This window comes from Streptomyces virginiae (assembly GCF_041432505.1).
GTDB classification, from domain to species: Bacteria; Actinomycetota; Actinomycetes; order Streptomycetales; family Streptomycetaceae; genus Streptomyces; species Streptomyces virginiae_A.
In genome coordinates this window covers 380,345-405,353 of the sequence record NZ_CP107871.1, presented here as the reverse complement: position 1 = coordinate 405,353, position 25,009 = coordinate 380,345, and the positions used below count along the sequence as shown (strand labels likewise).

Below are 25,009 nucleotides of genomic sequence, written 5' to 3'. Positions count from 1 at the left end.
GAGTGGTTGTGTCGATGGTGATAGCCTCTCACTCTCCTGGTGGTGAAGAGGGAGCGGCGAGAGGTGGAGGCGGGCATGACGGGCAGCACGAAGACCCCCCGGGAGCGGTACCGGCAGCAGGTGCGCGAGGAGGTCAAGGAGAAGGCCTGGCAGCAGATCGCGGGTTCCGGCGCCTCGGCGCTCTCCCTCAACGCGATCGCCAAGCAGATGGGCATGAGCGGACCGGCGCTCTACCGGTACTTCGCCAACCGCGACGAGCTCATCACCGAACTCATCCGCGACGCCTACCGCAGCCTCGCCGACGCCTTCCTCGCCGCCTCCACGTCCGCCTCCGACGATGGCGCGGGCGGAGCGGACCTCGCCGGGCTGGCGCACGTGCTGCGCCGCTGGGCCCTGGCGGACCCGCACCGCTACTTCCTCATCTACGGCACCCCGGTGCCCGGCTACCACGCACCGGCGGACATCACCGCGATCGCCTCGGAACTGATGTCCGTCCTGCTGGACGCCTGCGCCGCCCCCGCCGCGGAGCCGCACGCCTTCGAGGACCACCTGGCCACCCACCGCGCATGGGCCGACAGGCACCCCGACGCCCCGCCGGCGACGCTGCGCCAGGCCCTGGCCTTCTGGAGCCGCCTGCACGGCGTCCTGTCCCTGGAACTGGCCGGCCACTTCACCGGCATGGGCCTGGACCCGGCCCTGCTCTTCCAGGCGGAGGTGGACGCCCTCACCGGCGGCCCGACCACCTGACCGTCATCTCGGGCGGAACGCGCCGCCGGAGCAGAGATCCCGAGGCAGCGCCCGACGGAGCGGGCGGTCGGTGGTGATCAGGGTCGCGGCCGCCTCAGAGTCCGGTGACCTTGGAGCTCGCCGACAACTCGTAGACCAGGGTCACCGTCCGCCGGCCGCCCGGCGCGAGCGCCACGTCCCAGCGGGCGATGCCCTCGGAATCGACCACGTCCGGCGCCGGCGAACAGGCCTCCTTGCGCAGGCGCACCTCCACCGCCGCGACCTCCGAGACCGGGATCCGCTCCCGGACGACGACCACGCGTTCGCCCTGCTCTCCGGGGGCGGAGAACCGGGACAGGTGCAGCCGGACCGTACGGGTGATCACCGTCCGCTGGGTGAAGCCGGCCGAGTCACGGGACTCCTCGGCGTACCGGACCACCCGGTGGTCGTCGCAGCTGCCGAAGGCCAGCTCGACCGGGGCACCCGGTGCGGTGAAGTCCACCGTGCCGCGGCCGCCGAACCCGCTGCCGCGGACCAGATCCACAGGACCGGCCAGCAGGGCGTGGCCGGACCGGTTCTCGAAGGACACCACCCGGGTGACCAACGGGGACAGCTCGGGGGAGCAGGCGTACTCGCTGCGCGCGGCCGTGGTGAAGGCGGACAACGGCACCCGGTGGGCGCGCCCGTCCCCACGTACGGAGACCGGTACGGGGGAGTGCAGCACCCGCGCCTCGCCCCCGTCGTCCACCCCCGGCAGGCCGAGCACCTGCGCCGCCGGACCGAGGTCCCCGATCTCCTCCTCGCGCAGTTCCACGTCGACCGTGCGGCGCTCCGCCGCCGTGCGGTCACCCAGCGTCAGCCGGTCCTCTCCCAGCCGTGGCGGCTCGGTGGCCAGCGCCGACCGGGCCGTCGACAGGGTCAGCCGTACGTCCGACCAGTCCTCGCCGGTGCGCTGCCAGACCATCGCGTCCGTCTCCAGCGTCAGCGCGTCCCCGTCCAGTACGGCCCGGTAGGCGGGACGCCACAGCGCGCACGGGACGAGGTGGCTCAGACGCAGCCGGACCGGACCGGCTGCGGCGCTGTCCACGGTCAGCTCGATGTGACCGACCAGCTCGGCGGGCTCGGTCTCCGAGCGGTCCAAGGCCTGCCGGGTCTCGCCGAGTTCGACGGCGAGGTCGGCCAACCGGGCGTCCACGGTCCGCAGTCGCTCGCCGTACGTATCGCGCTCGGCGTCCACCCGGTCCATCTCGCGGGCCCAGCGGGGTCCGTCGGACTCCCCGGAGCCGGCGCCCTCGCCGATCTCCCGCAGCAGATCGGCGGCGAGGCGGCCGAGCAGGTCGAGCCGGGCGTACAGCCGATCGCGCCGCTGCCCCAGGGCGAGCTGCTCCTCCTCGAGGGCGTGCACACGCAGGCGCAGGGCGGAGTCCTCGTCGGCGGACGGCAGCGGTCCGCGCGGCTCCCAGGTACGGACGACGCGTACGTCGAGCACGGTGGCCGGGTGTTCGGCGGCCAGCTCGGCGTGCAGGGTGCGGTCGACGGTCAGCGCGCTGACCGGACCGAGCCGCAGCCGCTGGACCCCTGCCGCCAGGTCCAGTACGGCGGTGCGCTCGATGTGGGCGCGGTCCTCCAGGCAGGTGACGGCGGTGACGGGAAGGGCGATCGGCTTCGGGGCCGTGGGCGTGGACATGGTGGGTGTCAGCTCCTGCGGTTGCCGCCGACCACGGCCTTGCCGGCCGGGATGCGGATCTCGTAGCCGCCGTCGAGGGCGATGGTTCCCCCGGCGGGGAGGTCCACCCGCCAGACGCGGGTGCCCGGGGCGTGGTGTTCCGGGCCGGCGCCGGCCTCGGGCGTCGTCCAGTCGGCGCGTTCCTCGATCCGCACGTCCGGATCGGAGCTGACGGGCACCCGCTCGTGGACCTCGACGGTGACCGGCCCGGCGAGCCGGTTGGCCAGCTCCACGTGGACCTGGTGGTCGAGCACGGTGGTGTTGTTGCGCAGGCCCGACGTCGACTCGCGCAGGTTCGTACGACGGGTGACCCGGACCCCCTCGGCGGGCCCGAGCCCCACCCGGCGGACTCCGCCGGGGGCGAGCGTGGGCAAGGCAGCGGTCAGCAGGAAGTCCTCGTCGACGGTGACCTCCACCGGGCCGGCCAGCAGGGCCTGGTCGGTGGCGTTGGAGAGCACCAGCGTCGCGTACACGATCTGCTCCACGGAGGGCACGCAGACGTACTCGGTGCGCAGACCGACCGGGATCTCCCCGACGGTGACGGTGTGCCAGGTGCCGTCCGACGGAATGTCGGCGCGGGCGGCGGCGTCGAAGCGGTGGTCGAAGGAACCCGCCGACTCGCGGGGCCGCACGGCGTGCCCGGGCAGCGCCAGCCCGCCCACCGCCTCGGCACGGCGGCGGTGTTCGGCCGCCACCGGGTCGGCGGGGGAGTCGGCGAACAACCGGCCCCTCCGACCGACGTGCTCGTCGGGGCCGCACAGCACGAGGGCGGCGTAGTCGAGCTCGGCGCCGCTCGGCTGCGGCGGACCGGCCACCGGTTCCGGCGCCGGAGCCGACGCGGGCGCCGGGGGAGCGACCCCACCGGGAGCCGCGGGGGCCGCGGGAGCGGGCGCCCCGCCGAAGCCCATGCCGCCGCCCCGCGCCCTGCCGGCCCCCCGCGGGCGGGCCGGCTGCGCGAGAGCGGGCAGCGCGCCGCCGATGCCGTCCGGGGCCGCGCCGTACACGCCCCCGGGCATCGGGGGCGCGCCGTACCCCTGCGGTGCGGGCGCGGCAGCGGCGGCCGGTGGCGGCTGAGGGGGCGGCGGTACGGGACCGGGCGCGGAGCCGACCCTGAGGGCGGGAGGTACGACGGTCGGGGTGGGGCGGCGGGAGCCGGCCGCCTCGTAGCCGGCGAACAGGTCGGCGAGACCGGCCGGAGGCTCGCGCCAGCCGGACGGCGCGGGGGCGGGCTGTCGGCGACCGATCCGGACCGAACGGAGCTTCGGCAGGTCCGTGCGGCGCCGCAGGTCGGCGGTGGCCAGGGCGATGCGCACACCGGTCCAGTCCTCGCCGGTGCGCTGGGCGACCGAGGCGCGCAGCACGAGGCGGCCGTCGCCCTCGCCCTGACGGTGCGTGAGCCGGTAGGTCGGAACCCAGACCGCGCCCGGAACTCCGTACTCCAACTCCAGCTCGACCTCCCCGCCATCCTCCCCGTCACCCTCCGCGTCCCCCGCGGTGTCCAGAGTCAGGAGAGCGGAGACCGTGGTCCGCACATGGGCCGGCGGAGCGTCGGTGGAGGCGCGGGCGAGCCGGTCGGCGGCGACGCCGAGCTCGTGCTCGACGAGGCGCAGCGCGTCCTCCAGCTCGACGAGGCGGGCGTGCAGCCCCGTCAGCCGGGTTTCGGTGAAGTCGGCGAGCTCCAGCCACGCGTCCACCGGGGTGCGGCGGTGCGGGGCCTCCGGGTCAGGGACCGGGGGCACCGGCCGCAAGGCCCTGACCTCGTCGATCAGCACCCGTTGCCGGTCGCGGCGGCCCTGCGCCACCGCGTATGCGTCGCGGAGGCGTTCGACTTCACGCCGCAAGGTGTCGGGGGCGCCGGCGCCGCGCGGCTCGGCCTCGACCTCCACCCGGGCCTCGGTCACCCGCACCCCGGGCGCGTCCAGCACACGCGCCCGCAGCGAGCCCGGGTCCAGCGAACGGGGCAGCCCCGTCACGCGTACCCGCCCGTCCGCCGGCATGCTGCCCCGGACCAGCCGGCGGCAGACCGCGCCCCGCGCGTACACCACGACCGAATCGAGGGTCGAACTCCACCGCTGTGCTGTCTCCGCCGTCATGTACCCAGCCCCCCGTTGCGTTCGTGCCGACCGAAGCCTACGCCCGGCCGGAGCGCCCGACCGGGTGGAGTCCCGATGTCGGTGCTCTGTCGTACGGTCAGGGTGTGTGTACGTCCGACGAAGTCCGTGAAATCGCCCTGGCCCTCCCGCAGACGACCGAGAAGGAAGCCTGGGCCATGCCCACCTTCCGGGTCGCCGGGAAGATGTTCCTGACCCTGCCCGACGACGAGACGTCGCTGGCCGTCCGCTGCCCGAAGGAGGAACGCGACGAGCTGGTCCGCGCCGAGCCCGAGAAGTTCTGGGTCGCCGACCACGAAGCGTCCTTCGCCTGGGTGAGGGCACGGCTGGCGGCCCTCGACGACACCGACGAGCTCCGCGCCATCGTCGTCGACTCCTGGCGGCAGGCCGCGCCGCCCGCACTGCTCAAGGACCACCCCGACCTCGCTCCCGAAGACCCCTCCTGAAGCACCTCGCGTCCGAAGACCCCTCCTGAAGCGCTGAGCGGGGCCGCCACGGGCGCGCACGGGCCCGATCCGGCTCGTGCGGGCTCGCCGGGACGGGCGGGTACCGACGGGAGGCGGGATATGGAGAGACCATGGTCAGGTGCGAAACGTTCCGGGGCGTGATCAGAAAGCCGACCGGCGTGCGCTGAGAGAGGCACTGGTCGGGGCCTGTGCCGACGCGGGAGCGTCCATCGGCATGCTCTACCTGCCCGACCCCGACCCCACACGGCGCGTCCTGCACCTGACCTTGGTCTCCGGGCTCTCCCGCGAGTTCGCCGCACCCTGGTCGCGGGTCGGCCTGGACGACCCCATCCCGGTGGCCGACGCGGTCCGTGAGGGCCGGCTCGTCTGGCTCGGCGGCCAGGAGGACACGGCCCGCCGCTATCCGCGCCTCGGGCTCGTCCTCCCGTACGACTTCGCGCTCGCCGCCGTCCCCCTCAGCGAGGAATCCGCCGACCGGGCACGCGAGCCCACCGGGGCCGGCCTGCTGTTCCTGTGGCCGGGCTCGCACGGGCCCGACCTCGACGAACGGGAACGCAAGGCCCTGGAATCGGCACGCAGCCTCCTGACGCGCGTCCTGCTGCGAGCCGCCGGCGAAGGGCGGCCGCTGCGGCCCACACCGCATCCGATCGTCCTGCGGCCGCTCCCGGCACCCACACCGGGCCCGGCCGAGGCGGCGGCCACCATGGCCTTCGTCCGGCGCCTGCCCGGAGGCAACTGCGCACTCGACCTGAACGGCACCATCACCTTCATCACCCCGGAGGCGGCCGACCTGCTCGGCGCGCCCGTCTCCGACCTGCTCGGAGCCCTGCCCTGGGAGGCCCTTCCCTGGATGGACACCCCCGCCATCGAGAACCACTACCGGGCCACCGCGATGAGCCGACTGTCCCGGAGCTTCATCGCCGAACGACCCACCGGACAGCGGCTGTGTTTCGACCTCTACCCGGACAACACCGGCATCAGCGTCCGCATCACCACGGTGAGCGACCGGCCGTCCGCAGCGACCCACGTCCCGCCGGCGGACCCCGAGGAGCCCGCGCCCAGCCGCGCCACCGCGCTCTACCCGCTCATGCTGCTGGCCGCCACCCTCACCGAGGCCGCCCACGCGCAGGACGTCGTGGAGAAGGCCGCGGACCAGATCGTCCCCTCGATGGGAGCCCACGCCCTGGCCCTCCTGGCCGAGCAGGACGGGCGGGTACGGATCGTCGGCCACCGCGGCTACTCCGCCGAACACCTGGCGGAGCTCGACGGCACCCCCGTCTCGGCCGACACCGCCATCACCCACATCCTGCGCACGGCGACCCCCCTGTTCTTCGGCGATGTGGGCGAGCTGCTGGTCGCCCACCCCGACGCGGTGGTCGAGGACGGCATGGCCGCCTGGGCGTTCCTGCCCCTGATCGCCTCCAACCGGCCCATCGGCTCCCTCGTCCTCGCCTACGGACACCCCCGCGTCTTCGCCCCCGGCGAGCGCGCCGTCCTCACCTCGATCGCCGGGCTCATCGCGCAGGCCCTGGACCGCGCCCGCCTCTACGACGCCACCCACCAGCTCGCCCGCAGCCTGCAGACCGGCCTCCTGCCCCACACCCTGCCCAGCGTCCCCCGCCTCGACGTCGCCGCCCGCTACCTGCCCGCCGCGTACGGCCTCGAGATCGGTGGCGACTTCTACGACCTCATCCGTATCGACGACACCACCGTCGCGGCCGCCATCGGCGACGTCCAGGGCCACAACGTGAACGCCGCCGCCCTCATGGGCCAGGTCCGCACCGCCGTCCACGCGGGCGCCGGGGCACCCCCGGAAGAGGTCCTCGCCCGCACCAACCGGCTCTTGACGGACCTCGAACCCGGGCTGTTCACCAGCTGCCTGTACGCCCACATCGACCTCGCCGGCCACACCGTCCGACTGGCCTCCGCCGGCCACCCGCCGCCTCTGCTGCGCCACCCCGGCGGGGCGACCGAGATGCTGAACCTGCCGGCCGGGCTCCTCCTGGGCATCGAACCCGGGGCCGCGTACACGGCCGTCGAGATCCCCTTCAGCCCCGGAACCCTGCTCGCCCTCTTCACCGACGGGCTCGTCGAAGCACCCGGCCGGGACATCGAGGACGCCATCGGCGCGGTCGCCAGCCGTATCGGCGCCGCCCCCGAGCACCAGCCGCTCGGGGACCTGGCCGACGAACTCATCGAGCACGCCCACCGCGACGGCCCCCGCCCCGACGACATCGCCCTGCTGCTCCTGCGCACCGAGGGCCCGTGACGCGAGGAATCGGCGGTCACGGACGGCCCGGGGCGGCGGTGTTCAGCGCGCGGTGTCCAGACGGACCAGCATCTTCCCGGTGTTGGCACCGCTCAGCACCCCGAGGAAGGCGTCGGCCGCCCGCTCGATGCCGTCGACGACGGTCTCCTCCGTCCGCAGGGTCCCGTCGGCCAGCCGGGCCACCGCCTTGCCGATCCACTCGGGGAAGAGGTCGAAGTGGCTGGAGACCAGCATCCCCCGCAGGGTCACCTCGTGGGCCGCTGCCCGGAAGAGGTTGTCGGGGCCCGGGGCCGGCCGCGTGGCGTTGTAGCCGCTGATCGCACCGACCATGGCGATCCGCCCACCGGGGCGGATCGCGCCGATGGCCGCCTGGAGGTGGTCGCCGCCGACGGCGTCGAGGTAGACGTCGATGCCCTCGGGGGCGGCCGCCGCCAGCTGACCGGGGAGATCGCCCCGGCGGTGATCCACGGCGGCGTCGTAGCCGAACACGTCCAGCAGCTTCTTCGTCTTCTCGGGGCCACCGGCCGAACCGATCACCCGGGATGCGCCCAACTGCCGTGCCAGTTGCCCGGCGACGCTGCCCACCGCCCCGGCCGCGGCGGAGACGAAGACGACATCGCCCTCCTTCACCGGCGCGGTCCGGGTGAGCGCCGCGTACGCGGTCAGGCCCGTGGTGCCCAGCACGCCGAGGTAGTCGGACGGCGAGGCGATCGAGGTGTCGACGACGGTGGCCGCGCCGGCGTCCAGCACCGCGTACTCCCGCCAGCCGAGGAAGTGCGAGACGGTCGCCCCGACCGGCACGGACGCGGAGCGGGAGGCGACCACCTCGCCGACCGCGCCGCCTTCGAGGGCGGCGCCGAGGGCGAACGGCGCGATGTAGGAGGGGGCGTCGTCCATCCGGCCGCGCATGTACGGGTCCACCGACATCCAGGTGTTGCGCACCAGGATCTGGCCCTCGCCGGGCTCCGGGAGCCGGGTGGTGACGCGCTGGAAGTTCTCGGGCCCGGGGGTACCGGCGGGGCGGGAGGCGAGGCGGATCTCACGGGAGACGGTCATGGCGGGTTCCTTCCGGTGCGGATCGAGGCCGCTCGGTCGCGGTCACGGGAACACCTTGCAAGGGGCCACGCACGGTCCACGCACGGCCCACGCACGGGGCTGGGCACGCCTCACGCACGTGACGCCCGGGGAACGCGCGCGAGGGACGTACCGGCGGTGACCGGGGCCATCCGTGGTCGGCCCACGGCCCGTTGACGAGGAAGAAGTAACGTTGCGGCATGCGTTTCGAGGTGCTGGGACCACTGACCGTGCGAACCGACGAGGGGACCCCCGTCGCCGTGCCCGAGGCGAAGGTCCGGGCGCTGTTGGGCGCTCTGCTCGTGCGCCACGGCCGGCCCGTGCCCGTGGACCGGCTGATCGACGAACTGTGGGGCGAGGACCTGCCGGGCAACCCGGCGAACACCCTGCAGACCAAGATCTCCCAGCTACGGCGCATCCTGGCGCGGGCCGAGGAGGGCGGCCGCACCCTGGTCGGGTTCGGTCCGGCGGGCTACGCGCTGCGCGTGGCCGACGCCGCCGTGGACGCGGGCCGGTTCGCCGAACTGACCGCGCTCGCCCGCAAGGAGGACGGGGCGGGGGCGCGGGCCGCGCTGCTGTCGGAGGCACTGGGGCTGTGGCGGGGGCCCGCCTACGCCGACCTCCCGGACGCCGACTCCGTACGGACCGAGGTCGCCCGGCTGGAGGAGCGGCGGGTCACCGCGCAGGAGGATCTCGCCGAAGCCCGGCTGGAGCTGGGCGAACACGTCGTAGTGGCGGACGAGTTGGCCGCCCTGATCGCGGAGCATCCACTACGGCAGCGGCTGCGCGCCGCCCGGATGCGGGCGCTCTACGGGGCGGGCCGACAGAACGAGGCGCTCGCGGCCTACCGGGAGGTGACGGCACGGTTCGCGGAGGAGCTCGGTATCGATCCGGGTCCCGAACTCGGAGCGCTGCACGAGGCGATCCTGCGACAGGATCCGGAGCTGACGGCCGGACCGCAACGGCGACCGGAACCGGAACCGCAACCGGAGCGCGCCGCCGCGCCCGGTTCGGCGCCGGTGCTCGCGCCCGCCGTCATGAAGGCACGGCGACCGGGGCCCGCGACGAACCTCCCCACCCCGGTCAGTCCCCTCGTCGGGCGGGAGGAAGCCGTGGCTCGGGTGTGCGCCGCGGTCGAGGCGAGCCGTCTGGTCACGCTCACCGGGCCCGGCGGCGTCGGTAAGACCCGCCTCGCGCTCGCCGCCGCCTCTCGCCTCGCCGAGACCGAGGCCGCCGCGGCTTCGAACGGGGATGCCGAGTCGGGCCCGTGCCCCGACGGCGTCCGCTTCGTCGAACTCGCGGGCGCGCGGGGCGGCGTGGCCGCGGTGATCGCGGCCGCCCTCGGAGTGCGCGAGGACGCCGACAGCGGTGCGGGCCCCGGTGCGGGAGGCGAGGCCGGTGCCCGGGACCGGCTGGCCGCGGCGCTCGCGGAGCGCCGGCTGCTCCTCGTACTCGACAACTGCGAGCACGTCGTGGAGTCCGTGGCCGCTCTGACCGATCAGCTCCTGCGGCAGGCCCCCGGGCTGCGCGTCCTCGCCACCAGCCAGGAGCCGCTGGCCCTGTCCGGTGAGGTACTGGAGGCGGTCGCCCCGCTCGACGCGCCCGAGGCGATGGAGCTCTTCGCCGCCCGCGCCGCCGCCGGCACGCCCGGGTTCACCGTGGGCCCGCACAACGCCGAGGCCGTGGCCCTGGTGTGCCGCCGCCTCGACGGACTCCCGCTCGCCCTGGAACTTGCCGCCACCCGAGTCAGGGCGCTCGGGGTGCACGCGCTCGCCGAGCGCCTCCACGACCGGTTCCGGCTGCTCAACCAGGTGCGACGCGATGCGCCGGCCCGGCAGCGGACCCTACGCGCGATGATCGACTGGAGCTGGGAGTTGTTGGCTCCGTCCGAGCGGGCGGTGCTGCGCCGACTGGCCGTGTTCTCGGGCGGGTTCACCCTGGAATCGGCGGAGGCGGTGTGCGCCGCGGGGGACACCGCGGCCGAGGACGTCCTCGACCTGCTCACGCGACTGGTCGACTGCTCCCTGGTCGTCGCGCCGTACGGCGGTGGCGAAGGCGCCGGTGGCGCGGCGGCCGGGGCTCCGCGGTACCGGATGCTGGAATCGGTGACCGCGTACGGCCTGGAACGGCTCGACGAGGCGGGCGAGGCCGCAGCCGTACGACTGCGGCACGCCGAGCACTTCGCCGATCTCGCCGAGCGGGCCGCGTCCCGTCTGCACGGCCCGGAACAGCGCGGATGGCTGAGCCGTCTCGACTCCGAGGGCCTCAACCTGCGGGCAGCGCTGGACCGGGCGGTCGCGGCGGGAGCGGCCGGTACCGCACTGCGGCTGGTCAACGCGTCGGCCTGGTACTGGTGCCTGCGCGGCCGGATCGGCGACGCGCGGACGGCGTTGGAGTCCGCGCTGGCGTGCGCGTCCGCCCCGGATCGGCACGCCGGTCCGGCCGGTCCGGCTCGTCCGGCCGATTCGGGCACGCGGGCCGGGTCGGACGTCGCCGGTGCGCGGGCCCGGTCGGCCGCCTTCGCGGTGTTCGCCGGGGACGACAGCCTGCTCGGCGGTGACTTCGACGGCGCCGACCCGCGGGGGAGGTGGCTGCTGGAGTTCGCTCGCCTCGGCTTCACGAACCGGCCCGAGGCCGACCACCGTGCCGCCGCCGAGGACGTTCTCGCCGGGCTGCCGGCGGTGTTCCGGAGCCTCGGCGACCGCTGGGGCGAGGCGGCGGCGCTGAGCGCCCTCGCCACCCGGGCCCTGTACCGCGGTGACCTCGACGAGCTGCGCCACAACGCCGAGGCCGGGGCGCGGCTGTTCGCGGAACTCGGCGACGAGTGGGGCCGGTTGCAGGCTTCGGAGCAGCTGGGAATCCTCGCCGAGATCGGCGGCGACTATCGGGAGGCCGCCCGGCTGCACGAGGAGGGCGTACGGAGCGCGCGGGAACTGGACCTCTTCACCCAGGTCTCCTTCCGACTGGCACGGCAGGGCCGGATCGCCCTGCTGACGGGGGACACCGTACGGGCCGCGGAGCTCCACGAGCAGGCTCGGCGGTCGGCCGCCGAGCAGGCGCACCGGCCGGCTCTGCAGTTCGCGGAGATCGGCCTGGCCCTCGGGGCCCGGCGGGCGGGCGACCTGGACGAGGCCGAGGCCCGGCTGCTGCCGTGGCTCGACTGGAACCGCAGGCTCGGGGTGGACATCGGGGTCGCGCTGATCCTGGCGCAGCTGGGGTACGTGGCCGAATTGCGCGGCGACGCCCCACTGGCCCGGACCCTGCATCGGGACGGGCTCGCGGCTGCCCGCCGGTCGGGTGACCCGCGTGCCCTCGCCCTGGCCTTCGAGGGGCTCGCGGGCGCCGGCTCCGTGGCCGCCGGCCCGGGTGACCGGGCCACCGCCGCGGCGGAGTTGCTCGGTACAGCCGCCGAACTGCGGGAGTCCCTCGGTACCCCGCTGCCCGCGGCGGAACGGCAGGACGTGGACCGGGCGACGGCCTGCCTGCGGGCGCGCCTGGGTGACGAGGCCTTCGCCACCGCGTTCACGCGCGGCCGCACCCTGTCCCCGCAGGCGCGGGCGGCCGAGCTGATCGAGTGCCCCGGGCCCTGAGGGCCCTGAGCGACGCGCCGTGCTCCGTCAGAGTTCGACGGTCCAGATCCCCACCGGGTGGTCGGCCGGTGGAAGCCACAGTCGGGGCTGCGACTCCCGGTGGTCCTCGCGGGCCTGCTCCTCCCAGTGGAAGTGCCCGTCCGTGTCGGGCCAGGCGACCTGCAGGAAGGGCAGCGGGGGCCGCCGGTAGAAACCGATGGCCCGGCCGAAGAAGGTTCGGCACCAGCGCATGTCGACGCTCCGGAGCCGGACCGGCCCGCCGTTCACCACGCCCTCGTGTTCCTGGCCGTCCTCCGGCGTGGTGCCTGCGGCCGCCAGGTCGCCGAGGGCGTTGAGCACGCGGTGCATCTCGTGGACATCACGCCCGAACATGCACAGTTCAGGGACGCCGTGCGTGTGGGCAAGACCGATCGTGTAGGCGAACCCGGGCCCGATCTCGTCCTCGGGGACCATGACCACGTGCCAACCGTGGCGTCGCACATTGCCGATGACGGCCTCTTCCATCCGGTCCGCCTCGGCGCGGTCGCCGTAGTCGTGACAGAGGATGCAGCGGCATTCGAAAGGATCACGGAGCATGCGGCGAGGCTACGGGGCCCGGTGGGGGCGCGGCGCGGTCGGGGCGGGCGGCCAGGGGCGGGCGGCCAGAGGCAGAGGAGGTCGGTATTTTCAGCCATTTCTTGGCATGGCCCTGACAGTCTCCTGACACTTCGAGGCGCCTGTGGGACTCTCCCGGCACGCACTCCGCACACTCTGTGAGGCCCCACGCCTCGCCCACCCCCACCAGTACGTGGCATGGAGGAGCGAACCATGAGGCACATCACGCACGGCATCCGCACCCCCCGTATCTCACGCCTCGCCGGTATCGCGACGCTGGTCGTCGCGGCGGCATTCACCGGCACCGGCACCGCCCTCGCGCACACCACCGGCGCCTCGGCCGTCGACCAGAAGGTCGACGGTGTGATGGTGGTCGCCGGCAACAGCTGTAGCTGGACCAACGGGAGCACCAGTGCTGTTCCCCCGAACGCCCTCACCGTCGACCGCACCACGATCAACGCGCCGGGCGGCAATCTGGCCTGCGGTGGCGGCATCGCCGCCACGCTCAACAACAACCCCGCCTTCACCTTCGACGAGGCCGCCGGAACGGCGCGCACCGATCTGATCGACATCACGGGCAGGCAGAGCTTCATCTCCTGTCGCTACAAGGCGACGGGCATCGTGTGGGACCGCAACGCGACGACCGGGAAGTACGTCAACCGGGCCTTCACCGCCTCCAAGACCTCGGGCAGCTTCCTGTGCCCGGGATCGGTCACCACCCCGGCCGGTGACGCGTCCATGCTGTTCCACTGAGCGCGAGGCCGGCTCCAGGTCGGTCGGGACCATTCCCGGTCCGGCCCCGGAGCCGGCCGACCTGCGCACGCTGATCACCCAGAACGTAGGCCTTCCCTACGTACTGCCCCTCGCGGTCCGCCTGCTCCTCGAAGAACCCATGCTGGACTCGTACTTCTACGCCGGTGACCTGCTGCTCGCCGTCCTGGGCCGGCCCGAATCGGTCTGGGTGCTCCTCCCGGGCCTACGGGAGGGGCTGATGGCCGTCGTCGCGGGACTGTCGGAGGAGGAACTGGCCGAACTCAGGACGTACGAGCCGGCGGTGCGGTGGGGCTGAGCGGCCCGGTTCGACGCTGCTCGGTCTCCGCCGCGCCGGGGAGTTCAGGCACATCGCCGAGCGCGAAAAGCGATCCCCGACCGGTCGAACCGGATCGCGGGAGCCCTCGTGTGAGGGGCATGAACACGCCTTCCGCCGGCCTCCGCGCGAGAGCCTCCGAGTACGCACTCCTGCCGCTGCGCCTCTTCCTCGGCGCCACCTTCGTCTACGCCGGTCTGGACAAGCTGACCGATCCGGCCTTCCTGTCCGCCACCGGCGACGGCTCGATCGGCCAGCAGATGGAAGCGGTACGGGACGCCGCGGGCATACCCGCGCTGATCGACGTCTCCCTGACCCAGCCGGTGGCCTTCGGCATGGCGATCGCCCTCGGCGAGCTGGCCGTCGGACTCGGCGCCCTGGCCGGCCTGCTGACCCGGATCGCCGCCCTCGGCGGTGCGCTGATCTCCCTCAGCCTGTGGCTGACCATGAGCTGGTCGACCACCCCGTACTACTTCGGCGCGGACGTGATCTACCTGCTGGCCTGGACCCCGCTGATCCTGGCCGGAGCGCCGGCCCTGTCCCTCGACGCCCTGCTCCACCGGCGGCGTGGTTCCGCCGACCGGGCACCCGCCGACTCCGGCGCGACGGTGACGCCCGTCGGATCCCGCGCGGCCGCCCGGCGTGGGCGGACCCGGGCACGGGCCCGGGTCAGTCCGTGACGGCGTCCGGAACGACGGAGCCCCCGCTCCATCGGTTCAGGAGAGGGGGCTCCGCGTGATCACGAGCGGTCAGAGGGCGCTCTTCGACGCGTTGTCGACGACGCATTCCTTGTACTCGCTGCCGTCGCCCTTGCCGGTGTACGGCGCGGTGGCCTCGGCCTGCTTCGAGGCACCCGCCGTGACCGTGAGAGCGGAGACCTTGGCCTGGGTGGGGGTCGCCGCCGAGGTGGCGTTCCCGCGGAACTTCATGCTGATGTTGTACGTGTAGTCCACCGAGCCGCTGTTGGTGACGGTGATCTTGGCGACGAGGTTCTTGCCCGACGCGTCCATCTTGCACGCGTCGATCCTGATGTCGCGCTCGGCCTTGTTGTTGCCGGATCCGCCGGTGACCGACGGGCTGCCCGTGCTGCTGCCGGTGGTGCCGGTACTGCCGCTCGTGCTGTCGCTGTCGTGGCTGCCACCGGTGGAGCTGCTGGAACCGCCGGAACCACTGGAGCTCGAACCAGAACTGTGGCTGCTGCCCCCGCAGCTGCCGCCGTGGGAGCCACGGGCTCCGGTGAGTGCGAAGATTGCGATACCGAAGACTGCTACCGCGCGGACATGGCGAAGCTTCACGTCAACCCCGTTGAAATATAAGTATGCGAGACGCCCGACTTGATGGGCGCATGACACCCTAACAGCGGATGGCCGCGCCTTGATCCACCCGGCCGACGCCCGGCCCGCGTGTCGCGTCACGCGGCACCACACCCCGCAGCAGGCTGCGGCTACTTGGGCGGGACCCGAGTCCGATGCTTCTTCGCGCCCTCCGTGGAGGGCTCTACGGCCGCGTCGTCGACCCTGTAGACACCTGCGACCTCGGTCATCCCCGCCGAAGTCACGTGCGCGACGTGCCCCTTGGCGCTCACGGGCCGAAGCCGCGCCACGGACCCGTTGCACTCGTACACGAGCCTCGGTCGGGGCTCGTCGTCGACCACGCCCTCACCGAGGCCGGCGAGGCCCTCAGCAGGTCACTGACTCTTGCGGATCTCGTTGATCCGCTCCGCCAGGGCATTCGTCTCCGCGATCAGCCGCGCGTGCGCCTTCTTCTGCTCTTCGTCCCCGCGAGCCTTGAACGGCGCGCTGAAGTGGGGTCGGAGCTGGGTCCACCAGCCGTAGTCCAACATCGCCCACGCCTGTGGGCACAGGGGAGCACGCGTCTTGGGCAGGTCGCCGCTGTCGACGAGGGACCGCTCGTACTTCTTCGGGTCGCTGCCGTACAGGTAGCACAGGAAGTTGTAGGCGCGTTGCTGGGTGATGGGGTGGTCGCTCGACAATCTCTCCAGAGTCGGCACGCCCTCCTTGCGAGCGATCTCGTCGAAGAGGATCGCGGCGGCGAGCGAGGGGCCCGGCCCGACCTCGTTCACGGTGTAGAAGGACGCGTAGCCGTCGGCCGCGTCCTCTTCGAGGCCGAGGTTGGCCAGGAGGAGCTGGCGTTGCAGGGCGTGGCCCATCTCGTGGCCGAAGATGAACTCCGTCGACAGCACGGTCAGGTCGTCGGTGTTGTATTCGGACGCGGGAAACTGGGCGGGTCGTTCGACGGTCTTCACGACGTCGGCCAGGGCCTTCTCGATCTCGGCCAGGAACGACGGCGGGATGAAGATCGTCCTGCCGTCGGGCTGGGTCACGGCGTCGGTGACGCCCTCCGGCACGGCGGCGGTGACCTTCACGACCATGTCGTGCGGGAGGGTGAGCGATCTGTTCACCCAGTCGGCCGACCGCTCCAGCACGCGGGAGTTCCGGATCAGCGCCACGGCCTCCCGGTCCTCCGGTGCGACCGTTCCGGGCTCGTAGACGACGGTGACCTTGCCGGAGCGGGCTGCCTGGGGGCGAGGTCCCGCTCCGGGATCCTGCCCTGTGTCGTGGGCCTCGCCGGCGCACCCGGCCATGACGGTCCCGGCCAGGACCAGCACGCCGGACAGGGCGACGCGCGCCTTCTTCCGGCCGGCGGCGGTGGCGGTGTTCGGCATCCTTGGTCGGCTCCCGTCGCGTGTTCCCGCACCGATCCTCCGGCCGTCCGGCGACGGCTGCCCGTCGAGCCGTCCGTTCGGGGGACGACCGAGGACGCCGTGGCCGACCCGGCCCCTGCCCGTGCCACCGCGACCGCACCGCTCCGAGCGACTGCGCGTCACGCCCGCCCAGGGGCACGTCACTCGCCTGAGTCACTCACCCGAGGCGTCTTCGTCCTCCCAGCGCAGCAGGTCGCCCGGCTGGCACTCCAGTACCTCGCAGAGCGCGGCGAGCGTCGCGAAGCGCACCGCCTTGGCGCGGCCGTTCTTGAGTACGGCCAGGTTGGCGGGTGTGATCCCCACCCGGTCCGCGAGCTCGCCCACGGACATCTTCCGCCTGGCCAGCATCACGTCGATGTCGACGGCGATCGGCATCAGATGACCTCGTCCAACTCGGCCCGCATCCGCGTGGCTTCGACGTCGCGTGCGACGGCCTGGGTGAGCAGCATCCGCAACACGAGCACGATGAGCGCGACCCCCAGGATGGCCACGCCGATCCCACCCATGATGACGGTGACGCCCGGATCCTCCCGCTGCCCCGGTGCGTTGATGGCCGTGACCACGAACCACAGCAGGGCGACCGCCACGATCGCGCCGATCACCACGTCCACGTACCGGAAGGCCGTGTGGGAGAACACCGTTCCGCGTCGCACCATCGTCACCAGTCGCCATACGCAGACCAGGGCGGCCTGAGCCGCCACCATGCCCATGACGACGATCACCCGCAGCGGGGTCAGCGGGAGTGACCCGTCCTCCGGGTCGTTCCCGCTGATCAACGTCCACACCATGCCCGCCTGCACGAACACGGTGCCGGCGAGCACCACCGCGAGCACGGCACGCAACGCATGCACTGCCAGCTTTCCCATGACCCACCCTTCCATCGATTTACGATCAGAATCTATCGATTTTCGATAGGTGAGGCAAGGGGTGAAGCGGAGGAAGGGGTGGTGGACGTCGCGAGCTGCCGCGCGCCGACCGGCCTCGCCGCCTCGGCGGTCGCCCACGTTACGTCGCGATGACTGATGCCTGCCGCAGGGCGTCCGCCGTAGCGTCGGTGGCGTCACCAAGCGCCAAGCGCCAAGCATGAAGCGCCAAGCAATCAGCAACGAAAGCAGGACGTGTGCGCAAGCTCACCTACTACGTCGGCACCACCCTCGACGGGTTCATCGCGGGCCCCGACGGCCAGTTCGACTTCTTCCCCTTCGAGGGCGACCTCACCGCCGCACTGCTGGCGGAATACCCCGAGACCATCCCGGCCCACGGCCGGGGGCCGCTGGGCCTCGACGGGGTCGCCAACAAGCGGTTCGACACGGTCCTGATGGGCCGTGCCACCTACGAGCCCGGTCTCGCGGCCGGTGTCACCAACCCCTACCCGCACCTCAAGCAGTACGTCTTCTCCCGAACCCTGGCCCAGCTCGACCCCGCCGTGGAGGTCCTCGCCACGGACCCGGTGGCCTTCGTCCGCGACCTCAAGAAGCAGGACGGGGCGGGCATCTGGCTCTGTGGCGGGGCGAATCTGGCCGGGCAGCTGCGGGAGGAGATCGACGAGTTGATCATCAAGCGCTACCCGGTCGCCATCGGCTCCGGCATACCGCTCTTCGACGCGCCGTTCCGCCCGGACGGCTTCAAGCTCACCGACTCCCGGGTCTTCAACACCGGCGCCGCCATCACCACCTACGCGAAGGAGACGATCATCCCGACACTGATCCGCCCCACCACCGAGGCCGACCTCGACCGCGTCACCGCCGTGACGGTCGACGAACCCGTCGGCTGGATCCCCGCCGACCGGTACCGCGAGGAACTCGACCAGGGCATGTACCGGCCGGAGTGGACCTGGATCGCCGAGCAGGACGGCCGAGTGATCGCCCGGGCCCTGTGGTGGGGCCAGGCGACCAGCGAGCACCCGATCGCGCTGGACTGCCTGCACGTCGACCCCTCCGTCGCCGACCGCGCGGCTCTCGGGGCCGAGCTGATCGGCGCGGGCCTGCGGGCCTTCGCCGAGCAGGGCGCGACCAAGCCGCCGCTCTACAACCTGACCCTGCCGAACGGCTGGCGCGAGGACCAGGCCACGGCCGCGGCCGCCGACTGGCGGCGGGACGCCGCGCTGGCGGCCGGACTCACCGACGTGGTCGAGCGTCTGCGCCTGGAATGGACACCCGAGGCCGGGCTCCCCGCCCCCGGCGGACGCCTCGTCTTCACCGAGGGCACGGACGAGGAGTTCCTGGACGTCTTCCGACGGATCGCGGTGGGCAGCCTGGACGGGGAGACCCGCCGGAACCTGGTGGCGATGGGCGCGGAAGCCACCGCCCGCGAGGAGGTGGACTTCTACCTCAGCTGCCCGGGAGAACGCTCGTGGTGGCGCATCGCCCGCACCCACGACGGCCAGGTCGCCGGGCTGGCCCTGCCCTCCGCGACGCCGTACAACCGTAACGTCGGCTACCTCGGCGTCGTCCCCGAGCTGCGCGGACAGGGATACGTCGACGACGTACTCGCCGAGATCACCCGGGTGCAGGTGGAGGCCGGGGCCGAGCTGATCACCGCCACCACCGACACCGACAACGCGCCGATGGCCGCCGCCTTCGCCCGTGCCGGCTACCGGACCGCCCAGACCCGGCTGATCTGGTCGGCACCGGAGCCGGGTCCCGCCTCATGACGCCAACAGGTCGGCGAGTTCGGTGCGGGAACTGACGCCCAGCTTCGGGAAGGCGCGATAGAGGTGGTGCCCGACCGTGCGCGGGCTCAGGAACAGCTGGGCTCCGATCTCCCGGTTGCTGGCACCGGTCGCCGCCAGCCGAACCACCTCGCGCTCCTGCGGGCTCAACACACTGATCGGCCCGTCCTCGCGCGCCGTCAGGCCGGTCTCCCCACCCGCGGCGCCGAGCTCCGTCCGGGCCCGGTCGGCCCAGGGCCGGGCACCCAGCCGTTCGAAACCGTCGAGAGCGGCGCGCAACTGCTCCCGGGCGTCGATATGGCGGCGCAGGCGGCGCAGCCACTCCCCGTACAGCAGCGCCGTACGCGCCCGGTCGTAGGCGCTGCCGCCCTCGTGCAGGGCCAGCGCCGCGACGAACCGCTCCTCCGCCTCACCGTCCGGTCCGGTCAGCGCCTGGCAACGGCGGGCGGACGCGGCGAGACCGGTCCGTCCCAGCACGGTCGCCCACTCCCCGAGCGACCGGGCCGCGTCCGTCGCCCGCTCCGGGCGGCCGGCCCGTACCGCGGCCTCGATCAGATCGGGCAGCAGAGGCAGGCAGAGCAGCGGGTGCGTCACCTCCCCGCAGGCCGCCTCCAACTGCTCCAGCGCCGCCTCCGCCCGGCCCAGGCCGAGTTCGAGCAGGCCCCGTGCCCACAGGGCGTCCGCCGTCCCCCGACCCACCCCGCGCGGGAGCGTGTACGCCAGAGCCTCGTCGGTCAGGGTGCGGACCCGTTCTTCCTCGCCCCTGACGGCGGCCGGCATCGCCAGAGCGGCCCGCAGGTGGGCGGCCCGGTGGGCCAGGTCGTAGTACTCCGCCAACTGGAGCGCCTCGACGGCCCGTGCCGAAGCCTCGTCATGGTGGCCCAGCGACAGCTCCGTCTGCACCAGCAGATGCAGCGCGGTGGGCAGCCAACCGCTGACACCCTGGTCGCGGCAGTGCGCGACGACGCCCACGGCGGCCTCCCGGGCTGCCGCGTGATCACCCGTCAACTGCAGGTAGATCCCGGTCATCAGGCGGTCCATCACGCCATCGGCCGGCGCGTCCACGAGCGTACGGACCGCCTCCAGCGCGCCGGGCACGTCACCACCGAACAACCGGGCCGGTACGGCCAGCACCGGCAGGGCGGGGGAGCGGAGCGCGATCTCCTCGATCAGCGGGGCGTCCCCGGCGGAGAACGCCGCGTGGACCGCGTCCGTCAGCAGCGAGCCCGTCATGTCCGGGCGCTCGACGCCCGTCAGCTCCGCGCTGTCGACCAGGATCCGGGCCGCCGTCTCCGGCCTGCGATAGCCCAGCTCCACCACGGCCCGGGCGCGCGCGAAGCTCGCCGCCACGCCGGGGTCCTCCAGCGGCAGCGGCACCTGGTCGGCCAGCGCACCGCACCGCTCGTCCTGTCCGGCATCCGCGGCCCGCTGCGCCGCCGACACCAGCCGTCGCGCCCGCACCTGCGGATCCGCGGTGAGCTGGGCGGCACGCTCGTACGCGGCGGACGCGGACGCCATCGCCTGCCGCCTGTCGGCCCACTCGGCGACCCGCTCCAGTTCCTCGGCGACCCCCTCGTCGGGGCCCGTCGAGGCGGCGGCCAGATGCCAGGCCCGCCGGTGGGCCTGGCCGGCCTCGCCCAGCGCCTCGGCCAGGGCCCGGTGCGCGGCGATCCGCCGGGCGAGCGGGGCGCCCTGGTAGGCGGCGTACCGGACCAGCGGGTGCCGAAACCGCAGCGCCTGCCCGGAGAGCAGGAGGAACCCGGCGCGCTCGGCCGGCTCCAGGTCCTCGACCGCGGAGCCGAGGCGGCCCGCGGCACGCAACACGACGGTGAGGTCTCCGGTGTCATCGGCGGCGGCCACCAGCAGCACCACCTGAGCGGCCTCGGGCAGCCGCCGGAGCTGTTCCAGGAACCCGTCCTGGAGCCGGACCGGCAGTCCGGCGGCCGCGTCGGGCAGCGCGGACGGGCCCAGCCGGCCGGCGCGTTGGGCCGGAGTGAGCGCGGCGGACAACTCGATCAGGGCCAGGGGGTTGCCCCGGGCCTCCTCGATGACGCGGTCCACGACGTACGGCGGCAGACCCGGCACCAACGCGGCCGCATCCTCCCGGTCCAGACCCTCGACCAGCAGTGGGGGCAACCCCTTCACGGCGGCACCGGGAGCTCCGTCGCGGACCGCGAAGAGCATCACCACGCCCTCCGCCCGCAGCCGGCGCGCCGCGAAGGTCAGCATGTCCACCGACGGCTGGTCGAGCCACTGCGCATCGTCGACCAGGCACAACAGCGGGCCGTCCGCCGCGGCCTCCGACAGGAGCGTGAGAACCGCGAGTCCGACGTTGAAACGATCCCGCACACTGTCACTGCTCAGGCCGAACACCGAACGCAGGGCGGCCGCTTGGGGCTCCGGCAACGCGTCGACCAGGTTCATCACCGGTAGGAAGAGTTGGTGCAGACCGCCGAAGGCCATCTCCATCTCCGACTCGATGCCCTCGACCCGCAACACCCGCGCACCGCGCGCCTGCCCGGCCGCGTGGTCGAGCAGCGCGGTCTTCCCGATGCCCGCCTCTCCGTGCACCAGCAGGACACCACTCGTTCCCTGTCGGGCGTCCGCGAGCAACTGCTCGATCCGCTCCCGCTCCGCGTACCGCCCCCGCACTACCTACCCCGCCCCGCCCTCGTGTACCGACCACCCCGCCGGGGCCCGACGGGCCACGCGACAGCCTCCGGAGACTATCCCGACGATCACCACTCCACCCGCACCAGGGCCACCCCCTCGGCCCCTGACCAGCTTCGTCACCGCGCGAGACCCGCCTGACGGTGTCCGCAGGGGCGGGCGGTACGGCCGAGACCCCTGCCCGGTCCCGGGTAGGGGTTCGGCAGGGGGAGGCTGGTCGGCGGTGTGCGTGAGGGGAGGTTACGCCTTGGGGGCCGGGGCCGGGGCCGGGGCCGGGGCCGGGGCCGGGGCCGGTGCCGGGGCGGGGGCGGGGGCGGGGGCGGGTGCGGGCTTGTCGGTCTTGTGTTCGCAGTAGACCTTGCCTTGGTAGAACTTGCAGCCGGGCATGTTCTTGACGTCGCGGACCTTGTTCTTGCCGCCTTGGTGCTTCTGGTTCTTCTTGCTCTTGTTCTTGCCCTTGTCGTTGTTGTGTCGCTTGTTGTCCCGGTGGTCCTTCGTGGTGTGGTTCTCGACCTGTCCGGCGGCGTGCGTGGTCGTGCCTGCGGTGGTGGTCGTGGCGGCGAAGGCGCTGGTGGGGATCAGTACGCCACCTCCGACGATCGTGGCGGAGACGGCGATCATCGCGAAACGCTGCTTGCGGGAGGTGCGGACCATCGGAATGACTCCTTGTTCGGGGCGGGGGAGAGGGTTCGTTTTCCGGAGAATGTCGGGCGATATGCCCGGTTTGTTCTCTAGTTAAAAGACTGACCCCGGACCTTCATGAAGCTGTCCGCCGACTGTCACAGGCGCGTGACAGGCCCCCGCCCTGCTCAGGCCGGCGCCTACGCGGCGGTCGCCCACCTGCGGGCGCGGGCCTGCCGGCGCAGCTCCGCCCAGGTGCCGCGCGCACCGCCGGGCTCCGCCCAGTGGGGGTGGGTGTGGAGTCGGCAGGACAGGGCGATCAGGCGCCGTCGCAGTGGCGTGGTGCCGACTCCCGCGGGCATCTTCGCCAGCGCCGTGTAGGTGTCGAGCCACGCCGCCTGGAGCGCGACCAGGTCGTCGGGGAAGCGGAAGGGTTCCATCCATCAAGTGAAACATGTGTTCGAATACCTGCGCGAGTCCGTTACGCCTGCGCCGGTGCCGATTGCCCCGGTGCGGAGGTTCTCGTGACGCGCTGAACAGCGGCACCGGCCGGGGCTGGGCCACAGCACCTCGACGGGTCGGCTGCACGGGTTCGAGAGCCTGGCCGATCGCTGCCTGCTCCTGGTGACGGTGCGCCCGCGAAATAGTGGACCCTTGATCCCTTCGAGCTTCGGAGACGGGCCCGCCGACTACGCCGGCGGCCCCTCCGCCAGACCAGGGAGCGGCGTGCCGCCTGCCTTCGTTCACCGGATAACCAAGTACGACCCCGCCGACCGAGACGCGCACGGCCACTACGTCGGGGTCGACGACACGGAAAGTGATCACGGGCCGGGGTGAGGCGGCATACCTGGCGGCGATTGCCGCCTTCGCGAAAGCCTGTGATGTCGACCGGCTGGAGATCCGGGAACCCGGGGTCGCGGGAGCCGTCCATTTCGGTGGGGAGCCGCGGGTCGCCGGACACGGCCTCGCAGGGCTCTTTCCGCCCGATCTCACCGGCTTCCACGACGGAGCGAAGGTCTCCCTCGCGGTGGCGCTGGAGCTCGTACGGATCATGCTGCGCGGCCAGGGGGCCTGGTGCGGGCTGGAAGCCGGGAACGGCTTTGCCGTGGAAGTGGGGTGGGACCTGTACGTGTACGTGGGCAGTGATCGGCCATGCCCGGATGCCGTGGCCCGAACACGGGAGCTCGGTCTCTTCCCGGAGCCGGTGACGGCCTCGCCCCATGCGGCGGATCTTCAGGAACCCGGGGTGACAGAGGCCGCCGACGCCGAATTCTGGACGCGCCTTCGCAGCATGTTGGCGTCGGAGCGGACGGTGCTCCTGGAGGAGAACCACGTGCGTAACGCCGCCCGCTGGCACCGCCTCACGGAGGCGAACCTCGACGCGGTACGCGCCGGTCTCACCCCACGCGCTCTGCTGACCGTCTGGCCGGACCTGAATCCCGACGTTGACGCGGTCCTCGCCGCGCTTCCTGAGGACGGATCCGTGGAGTTCGTCCGGGAGGCACAGGACGGAACGATCGCTCACGTGCTCGCCGACAGCGCCGACTACCAGGAGCTCGCGTTCCTCGTGGCCGATGCGACGGCAGCCCGCGCTCTGTCTGCGTACGTCGACGAACGCCACCCCTTGGCCTGTGCTGCCCTGCCGGACAGCGATGGCGTACTACGCGCCCGCTGGTGACCGGCGGCCGTCCTGGGTGGGCCGCTCCAGCGGCGTTGGCTGACCTGGCACGCCGAACCAGTCGTTGCACACCGGAATCGGTCCAGACGGACCACCTATCCCGTTACCCGTGCCGAACGGGGCCGGGTGCGCAGGGCGGGCAGGCGGGCGGCGTCTTCCGCGTCGGCCAGGCTCTCGCCCAGGGTCAGCAGCGAGAGGAGCCGCACCGGCCGGCCGGCCGCGGCAGCGGCCTCCAGTTTGTGGTGGCCGTCGAGGAGGAAGTGGGTCAGGCCCCAGTGGACGGCGGGGTCATCTGCCAGGCCGAGGGAGGGCCGGCACACGTCCAGCGTGGAGATCGCCACCGCAGTGGGGACGGTTCCCCGCTTCATGAGCGCGACGTACTCCTCGACCCGGTCTCTCTCGTTCCACGTCGGGGGAACCATGGGCACGACGAACTCGTAGAGGTGGGCGTCCGCGTCGACCGCGGTCTCGAAGGTCCGGTAGTACGGGGTCCGCGGGTGCTCCGGGAGGCCCCAGAACTGATCGATCCCCCACGCATCGACCTGTTCGCCGCTGAAGTAGTCGCCTTCCTTGCCGGGGACGACCAGCCGCGGTTCCACGTCCAGGAGCAGCGGAAGGTACTCGCCCTCCGGCAGCACCGCACCGAACGCATCGATCACGCCGCCGTCGTCCGGCCCGTCCAGCGCTCCGGTGAGCCGTTCCTGCATGCTCTCCAGCGACAGCTTCTGCTGGGCGGTCTCCAGCCGGCGGAACACGAGCGGGCACGTGCCGCAGTAGAAGCTGAGTTCGAAGGCAGGCTCGTCGTCGACCATGAGCAAGCGGCGCCGCGGCCCGCCGCTGAGCTCGTGCAGTTCCGTACCGAAGCGCAACCGCGCTTCGGCAGCAGGACGGCCGAGGGTGCGCGGTTCGCCAACTTTGATCATCACGGACCGACCGTACGGGACGGCGTGGATCGGCTCCACCGCGTCGCCTGCCTGGCCGCGCCGTACGAAGCGCACGC

Annotated in this window: 20 protein-coding genes and 1 pseudogene; 9 read left to right on the top strand and 12 right to left on the bottom strand. The window is 73.0% G+C overall.

Annotation, left to right across the window (positions count from 1 at the left end; translation table 11 throughout):
- Positions 1 to 75: 75 nt before the first annotated feature.
- Positions 76 to 747 (top strand): TetR/AcrR family transcriptional regulator, encoded by a 672-nt coding sequence (locus OG624_RS01925; RefSeq protein WP_033225372.1) that lies wholly within the window; start codon positions 76 to 78, stop codon positions 745 to 747.
- A 94-nt stretch (positions 748 to 841) separates the two neighbouring features.
- Here the strand turns inward: OG624_RS01925 and OG624_RS01920 are convergent, their stop codons facing one another.
- Both OG624_RS01920 and OG624_RS01915 read right to left on the bottom strand, forming a co-directional pair.
- A complete protein-coding gene (locus OG624_RS01920; RefSeq protein WP_033225373.1) occupies positions 842 to 2,413 on the bottom strand; it encodes a mucoidy inhibitor MuiA family protein in 1,572 nt (523 codons plus the stop codon).
- Positions 2,414 to 2,421: 8 nt separating this feature from the next.
- Entirely contained in the window at positions 2,422 to 4,545 is a 2,124-nt protein-coding gene (locus OG624_RS01915) for a DUF4139 domain-containing protein (RefSeq protein ID WP_051763806.1), read from the bottom strand.
- Between the two features lie 104 nt (positions 4,546 to 4,649).
- Between OG624_RS01915 and OG624_RS01910 the strand changes: the two genes are divergently transcribed.
- A complete protein-coding gene (locus tag OG624_RS01910) occupies positions 4,650 to 5,009 on the top strand; it encodes an MmcQ/YjbR family DNA-binding protein (protein ID WP_033225377.1) in 360 nt (119 codons plus the stop codon).
- A 235-nt stretch (positions 5,010 to 5,244) separates the two neighbouring features.
- Positions 5,245 to 7,299: a SpoIIE family protein phosphatase gene (locus tag OG624_RS01905; RefSeq protein ID WP_078909639.1), complete on the top strand. Its 2,055-nt coding sequence runs from the start codon at positions 5,245 to 5,247 to the stop codon at positions 7,297 to 7,299.
- A 42-nt stretch (positions 7,300 to 7,341) separates the two neighbouring features.
- Here the strand turns inward: OG624_RS01905 and OG624_RS01900 are convergent, their stop codons facing one another.
- A complete protein-coding gene (locus OG624_RS01900) occupies positions 7,342 to 8,355 on the bottom strand; it encodes an NADP-dependent oxidoreductase (protein ID WP_033225378.1) in 1,014 nt (337 codons plus the stop codon).
- A gap of 218 nt (positions 8,356 to 8,573) precedes the next feature.
- Here OG624_RS01900 and OG624_RS01895 point away from each other — a divergent pair, with 218 nt between their 5' ends.
- Positions 8,574 to 11,963, top strand: coding sequence for an AfsR/SARP family transcriptional regulator (locus OG624_RS01895; RefSeq protein WP_371638940.1), 3,390 nt, complete (start codon positions 8,574 to 8,576; stop codon positions 11,961 to 11,963).
- A 27-nt stretch (positions 11,964 to 11,990) separates the two neighbouring features.
- Here OG624_RS01895 and OG624_RS01890 read toward each other — a convergent pair whose 3' ends face one another.
- Positions 11,991 to 12,539 (bottom strand): DUF4262 domain-containing protein, encoded by a 549-nt coding sequence (locus tag OG624_RS01890; protein WP_033225381.1) that lies wholly within the window; start codon positions 12,537 to 12,539, stop codon positions 11,991 to 11,993.
- Positions 12,540 to 12,770: 231 nt separating this feature from the next.
- On the opposite strand from OG624_RS01890, the gene OG624_RS01885 reads away from it, so the two are divergent.
- The 3 genes and pseudogenes from OG624_RS01885 to OG624_RS01875 all read left to right on the top strand — a co-directional run.
- Positions 12,771 to 13,310: a hypothetical protein gene (locus OG624_RS01885; protein ID WP_051763808.1), complete on the top strand. Its 540-nt coding sequence runs from the start codon at positions 12,771 to 12,773 to the stop codon at positions 13,308 to 13,310.
- Positions 13,285 to 13,626 carry a contact-dependent growth inhibition system immunity protein gene (locus OG624_RS01880; protein WP_051763809.1) on the top strand — a complete coding sequence of 114 codons (342 nt, stop codon included), beginning with the start codon at positions 13,285 to 13,287 and terminating at the stop codon, positions 13,624 to 13,626. The genes OG624_RS01885 and OG624_RS01880 overlap by 26 nt, the downstream gene beginning before the upstream one ends.
- A gap of 119 nt (positions 13,627 to 13,745) precedes the next feature.
- A pseudogene (locus tag OG624_RS01875) lies at positions 13,746 to 14,213 on the top strand (DoxX family protein); the annotation flags it as partial.
- A gap of 180 nt (positions 14,214 to 14,393) precedes the next feature.
- Here OG624_RS01875 and OG624_RS01870 read toward each other — a convergent pair.
- The 4 genes from OG624_RS01870 to OG624_RS01855 form a co-directional block, all read right to left on the bottom strand.
- Positions 14,394 to 14,939 (bottom strand): hypothetical protein, encoded by a 546-nt coding sequence (locus OG624_RS01870; RefSeq protein WP_033225382.1) that lies wholly within the window; start codon positions 14,937 to 14,939, stop codon positions 14,394 to 14,396.
- A 392-nt stretch (positions 14,940 to 15,331) separates the two neighbouring features.
- The gene (locus tag OG624_RS01865) at positions 15,332 to 16,330 is read right to left on the bottom strand and encodes a DUF4344 domain-containing metallopeptidase (protein WP_244290981.1); all 999 of its coding nucleotides are present in this window, start codon (positions 16,328 to 16,330) and stop codon (positions 15,332 to 15,334) included.
- 192 nt (positions 16,331 to 16,522) lie between these two features.
- Entirely contained in the window at positions 16,523 to 16,744 is a 222-nt protein-coding gene (locus OG624_RS01860; protein WP_033225384.1) for a helix-turn-helix domain-containing protein, read from the bottom strand.
- The gene (locus OG624_RS01855; RefSeq protein WP_033225385.1) at positions 16,744 to 17,235 is read right to left on the bottom strand and encodes a DUF2975 domain-containing protein; all 492 of its coding nucleotides are present in this window, start codon (positions 17,233 to 17,235) and stop codon (positions 16,744 to 16,746) included. The genes OG624_RS01860 and OG624_RS01855 overlap by 1 nt, the downstream gene beginning before the upstream one ends.
- 254 nt (positions 17,236 to 17,489) lie before the next feature.
- Between OG624_RS01855 and OG624_RS01850 the strand changes: the two genes are divergently transcribed.
- On the top strand, positions 17,490 to 19,022 hold the full coding sequence (locus OG624_RS01850; protein ID WP_371638939.1) for a dihydrofolate reductase family protein: 1,533 nt from the start codon (positions 17,490 to 17,492) through the stop codon (positions 19,020 to 19,022).
- Here the strand turns inward: OG624_RS01850 and OG624_RS01845 are convergent.
- From OG624_RS01845 to OG624_RS01835, 3 genes are all read right to left on the bottom strand, one after another.
- Positions 19,017 to 21,692 (bottom strand): ATP-binding protein, encoded by a 2,676-nt coding sequence (locus OG624_RS01845; protein WP_033225386.1) that lies wholly within the window; start codon positions 21,690 to 21,692, stop codon positions 19,017 to 19,019. The two genes, OG624_RS01850 and OG624_RS01845, sit on opposite strands and share 6 nt — an antisense overlap.
- A 258-nt stretch (positions 21,693 to 21,950) precedes the next feature.
- Positions 21,951 to 22,364 (bottom strand): hypothetical protein, encoded by a 414-nt coding sequence (locus tag OG624_RS01840; RefSeq protein ID WP_371638938.1) that lies wholly within the window; start codon positions 22,362 to 22,364, stop codon positions 21,951 to 21,953.
- 167 nt (positions 22,365 to 22,531) lie between these two features.
- On the bottom strand, positions 22,532 to 22,771 hold the full coding sequence (locus OG624_RS01835; protein WP_033224235.1) for a hypothetical protein: 240 nt from the start codon (positions 22,769 to 22,771) through the stop codon (positions 22,532 to 22,534).
- Positions 22,772 to 23,148: 377 nt separating this feature from the next.
- On the opposite strand from OG624_RS01835, the gene OG624_RS01830 reads away from it, so the two are divergent.
- Positions 23,149 to 24,009 (top strand): RNA-binding protein, encoded by an 861-nt coding sequence (locus OG624_RS01830; protein ID WP_371638937.1) that lies wholly within the window; start codon positions 23,149 to 23,151, stop codon positions 24,007 to 24,009.
- A 95-nt stretch (positions 24,010 to 24,104) separates the two neighbouring features.
- Here the strand turns inward: OG624_RS01830 and OG624_RS01825 are convergent, their stop codons facing one another.
- Complete coding sequence (locus OG624_RS01825) at positions 24,105 to 24,932, bottom strand: hypothetical protein (protein WP_371640817.1); 828 nt, start codon at positions 24,930 to 24,932, stop codon at positions 24,105 to 24,107.
- Positions 24,933 to 25,009: the final 77 nt, after the last annotated feature.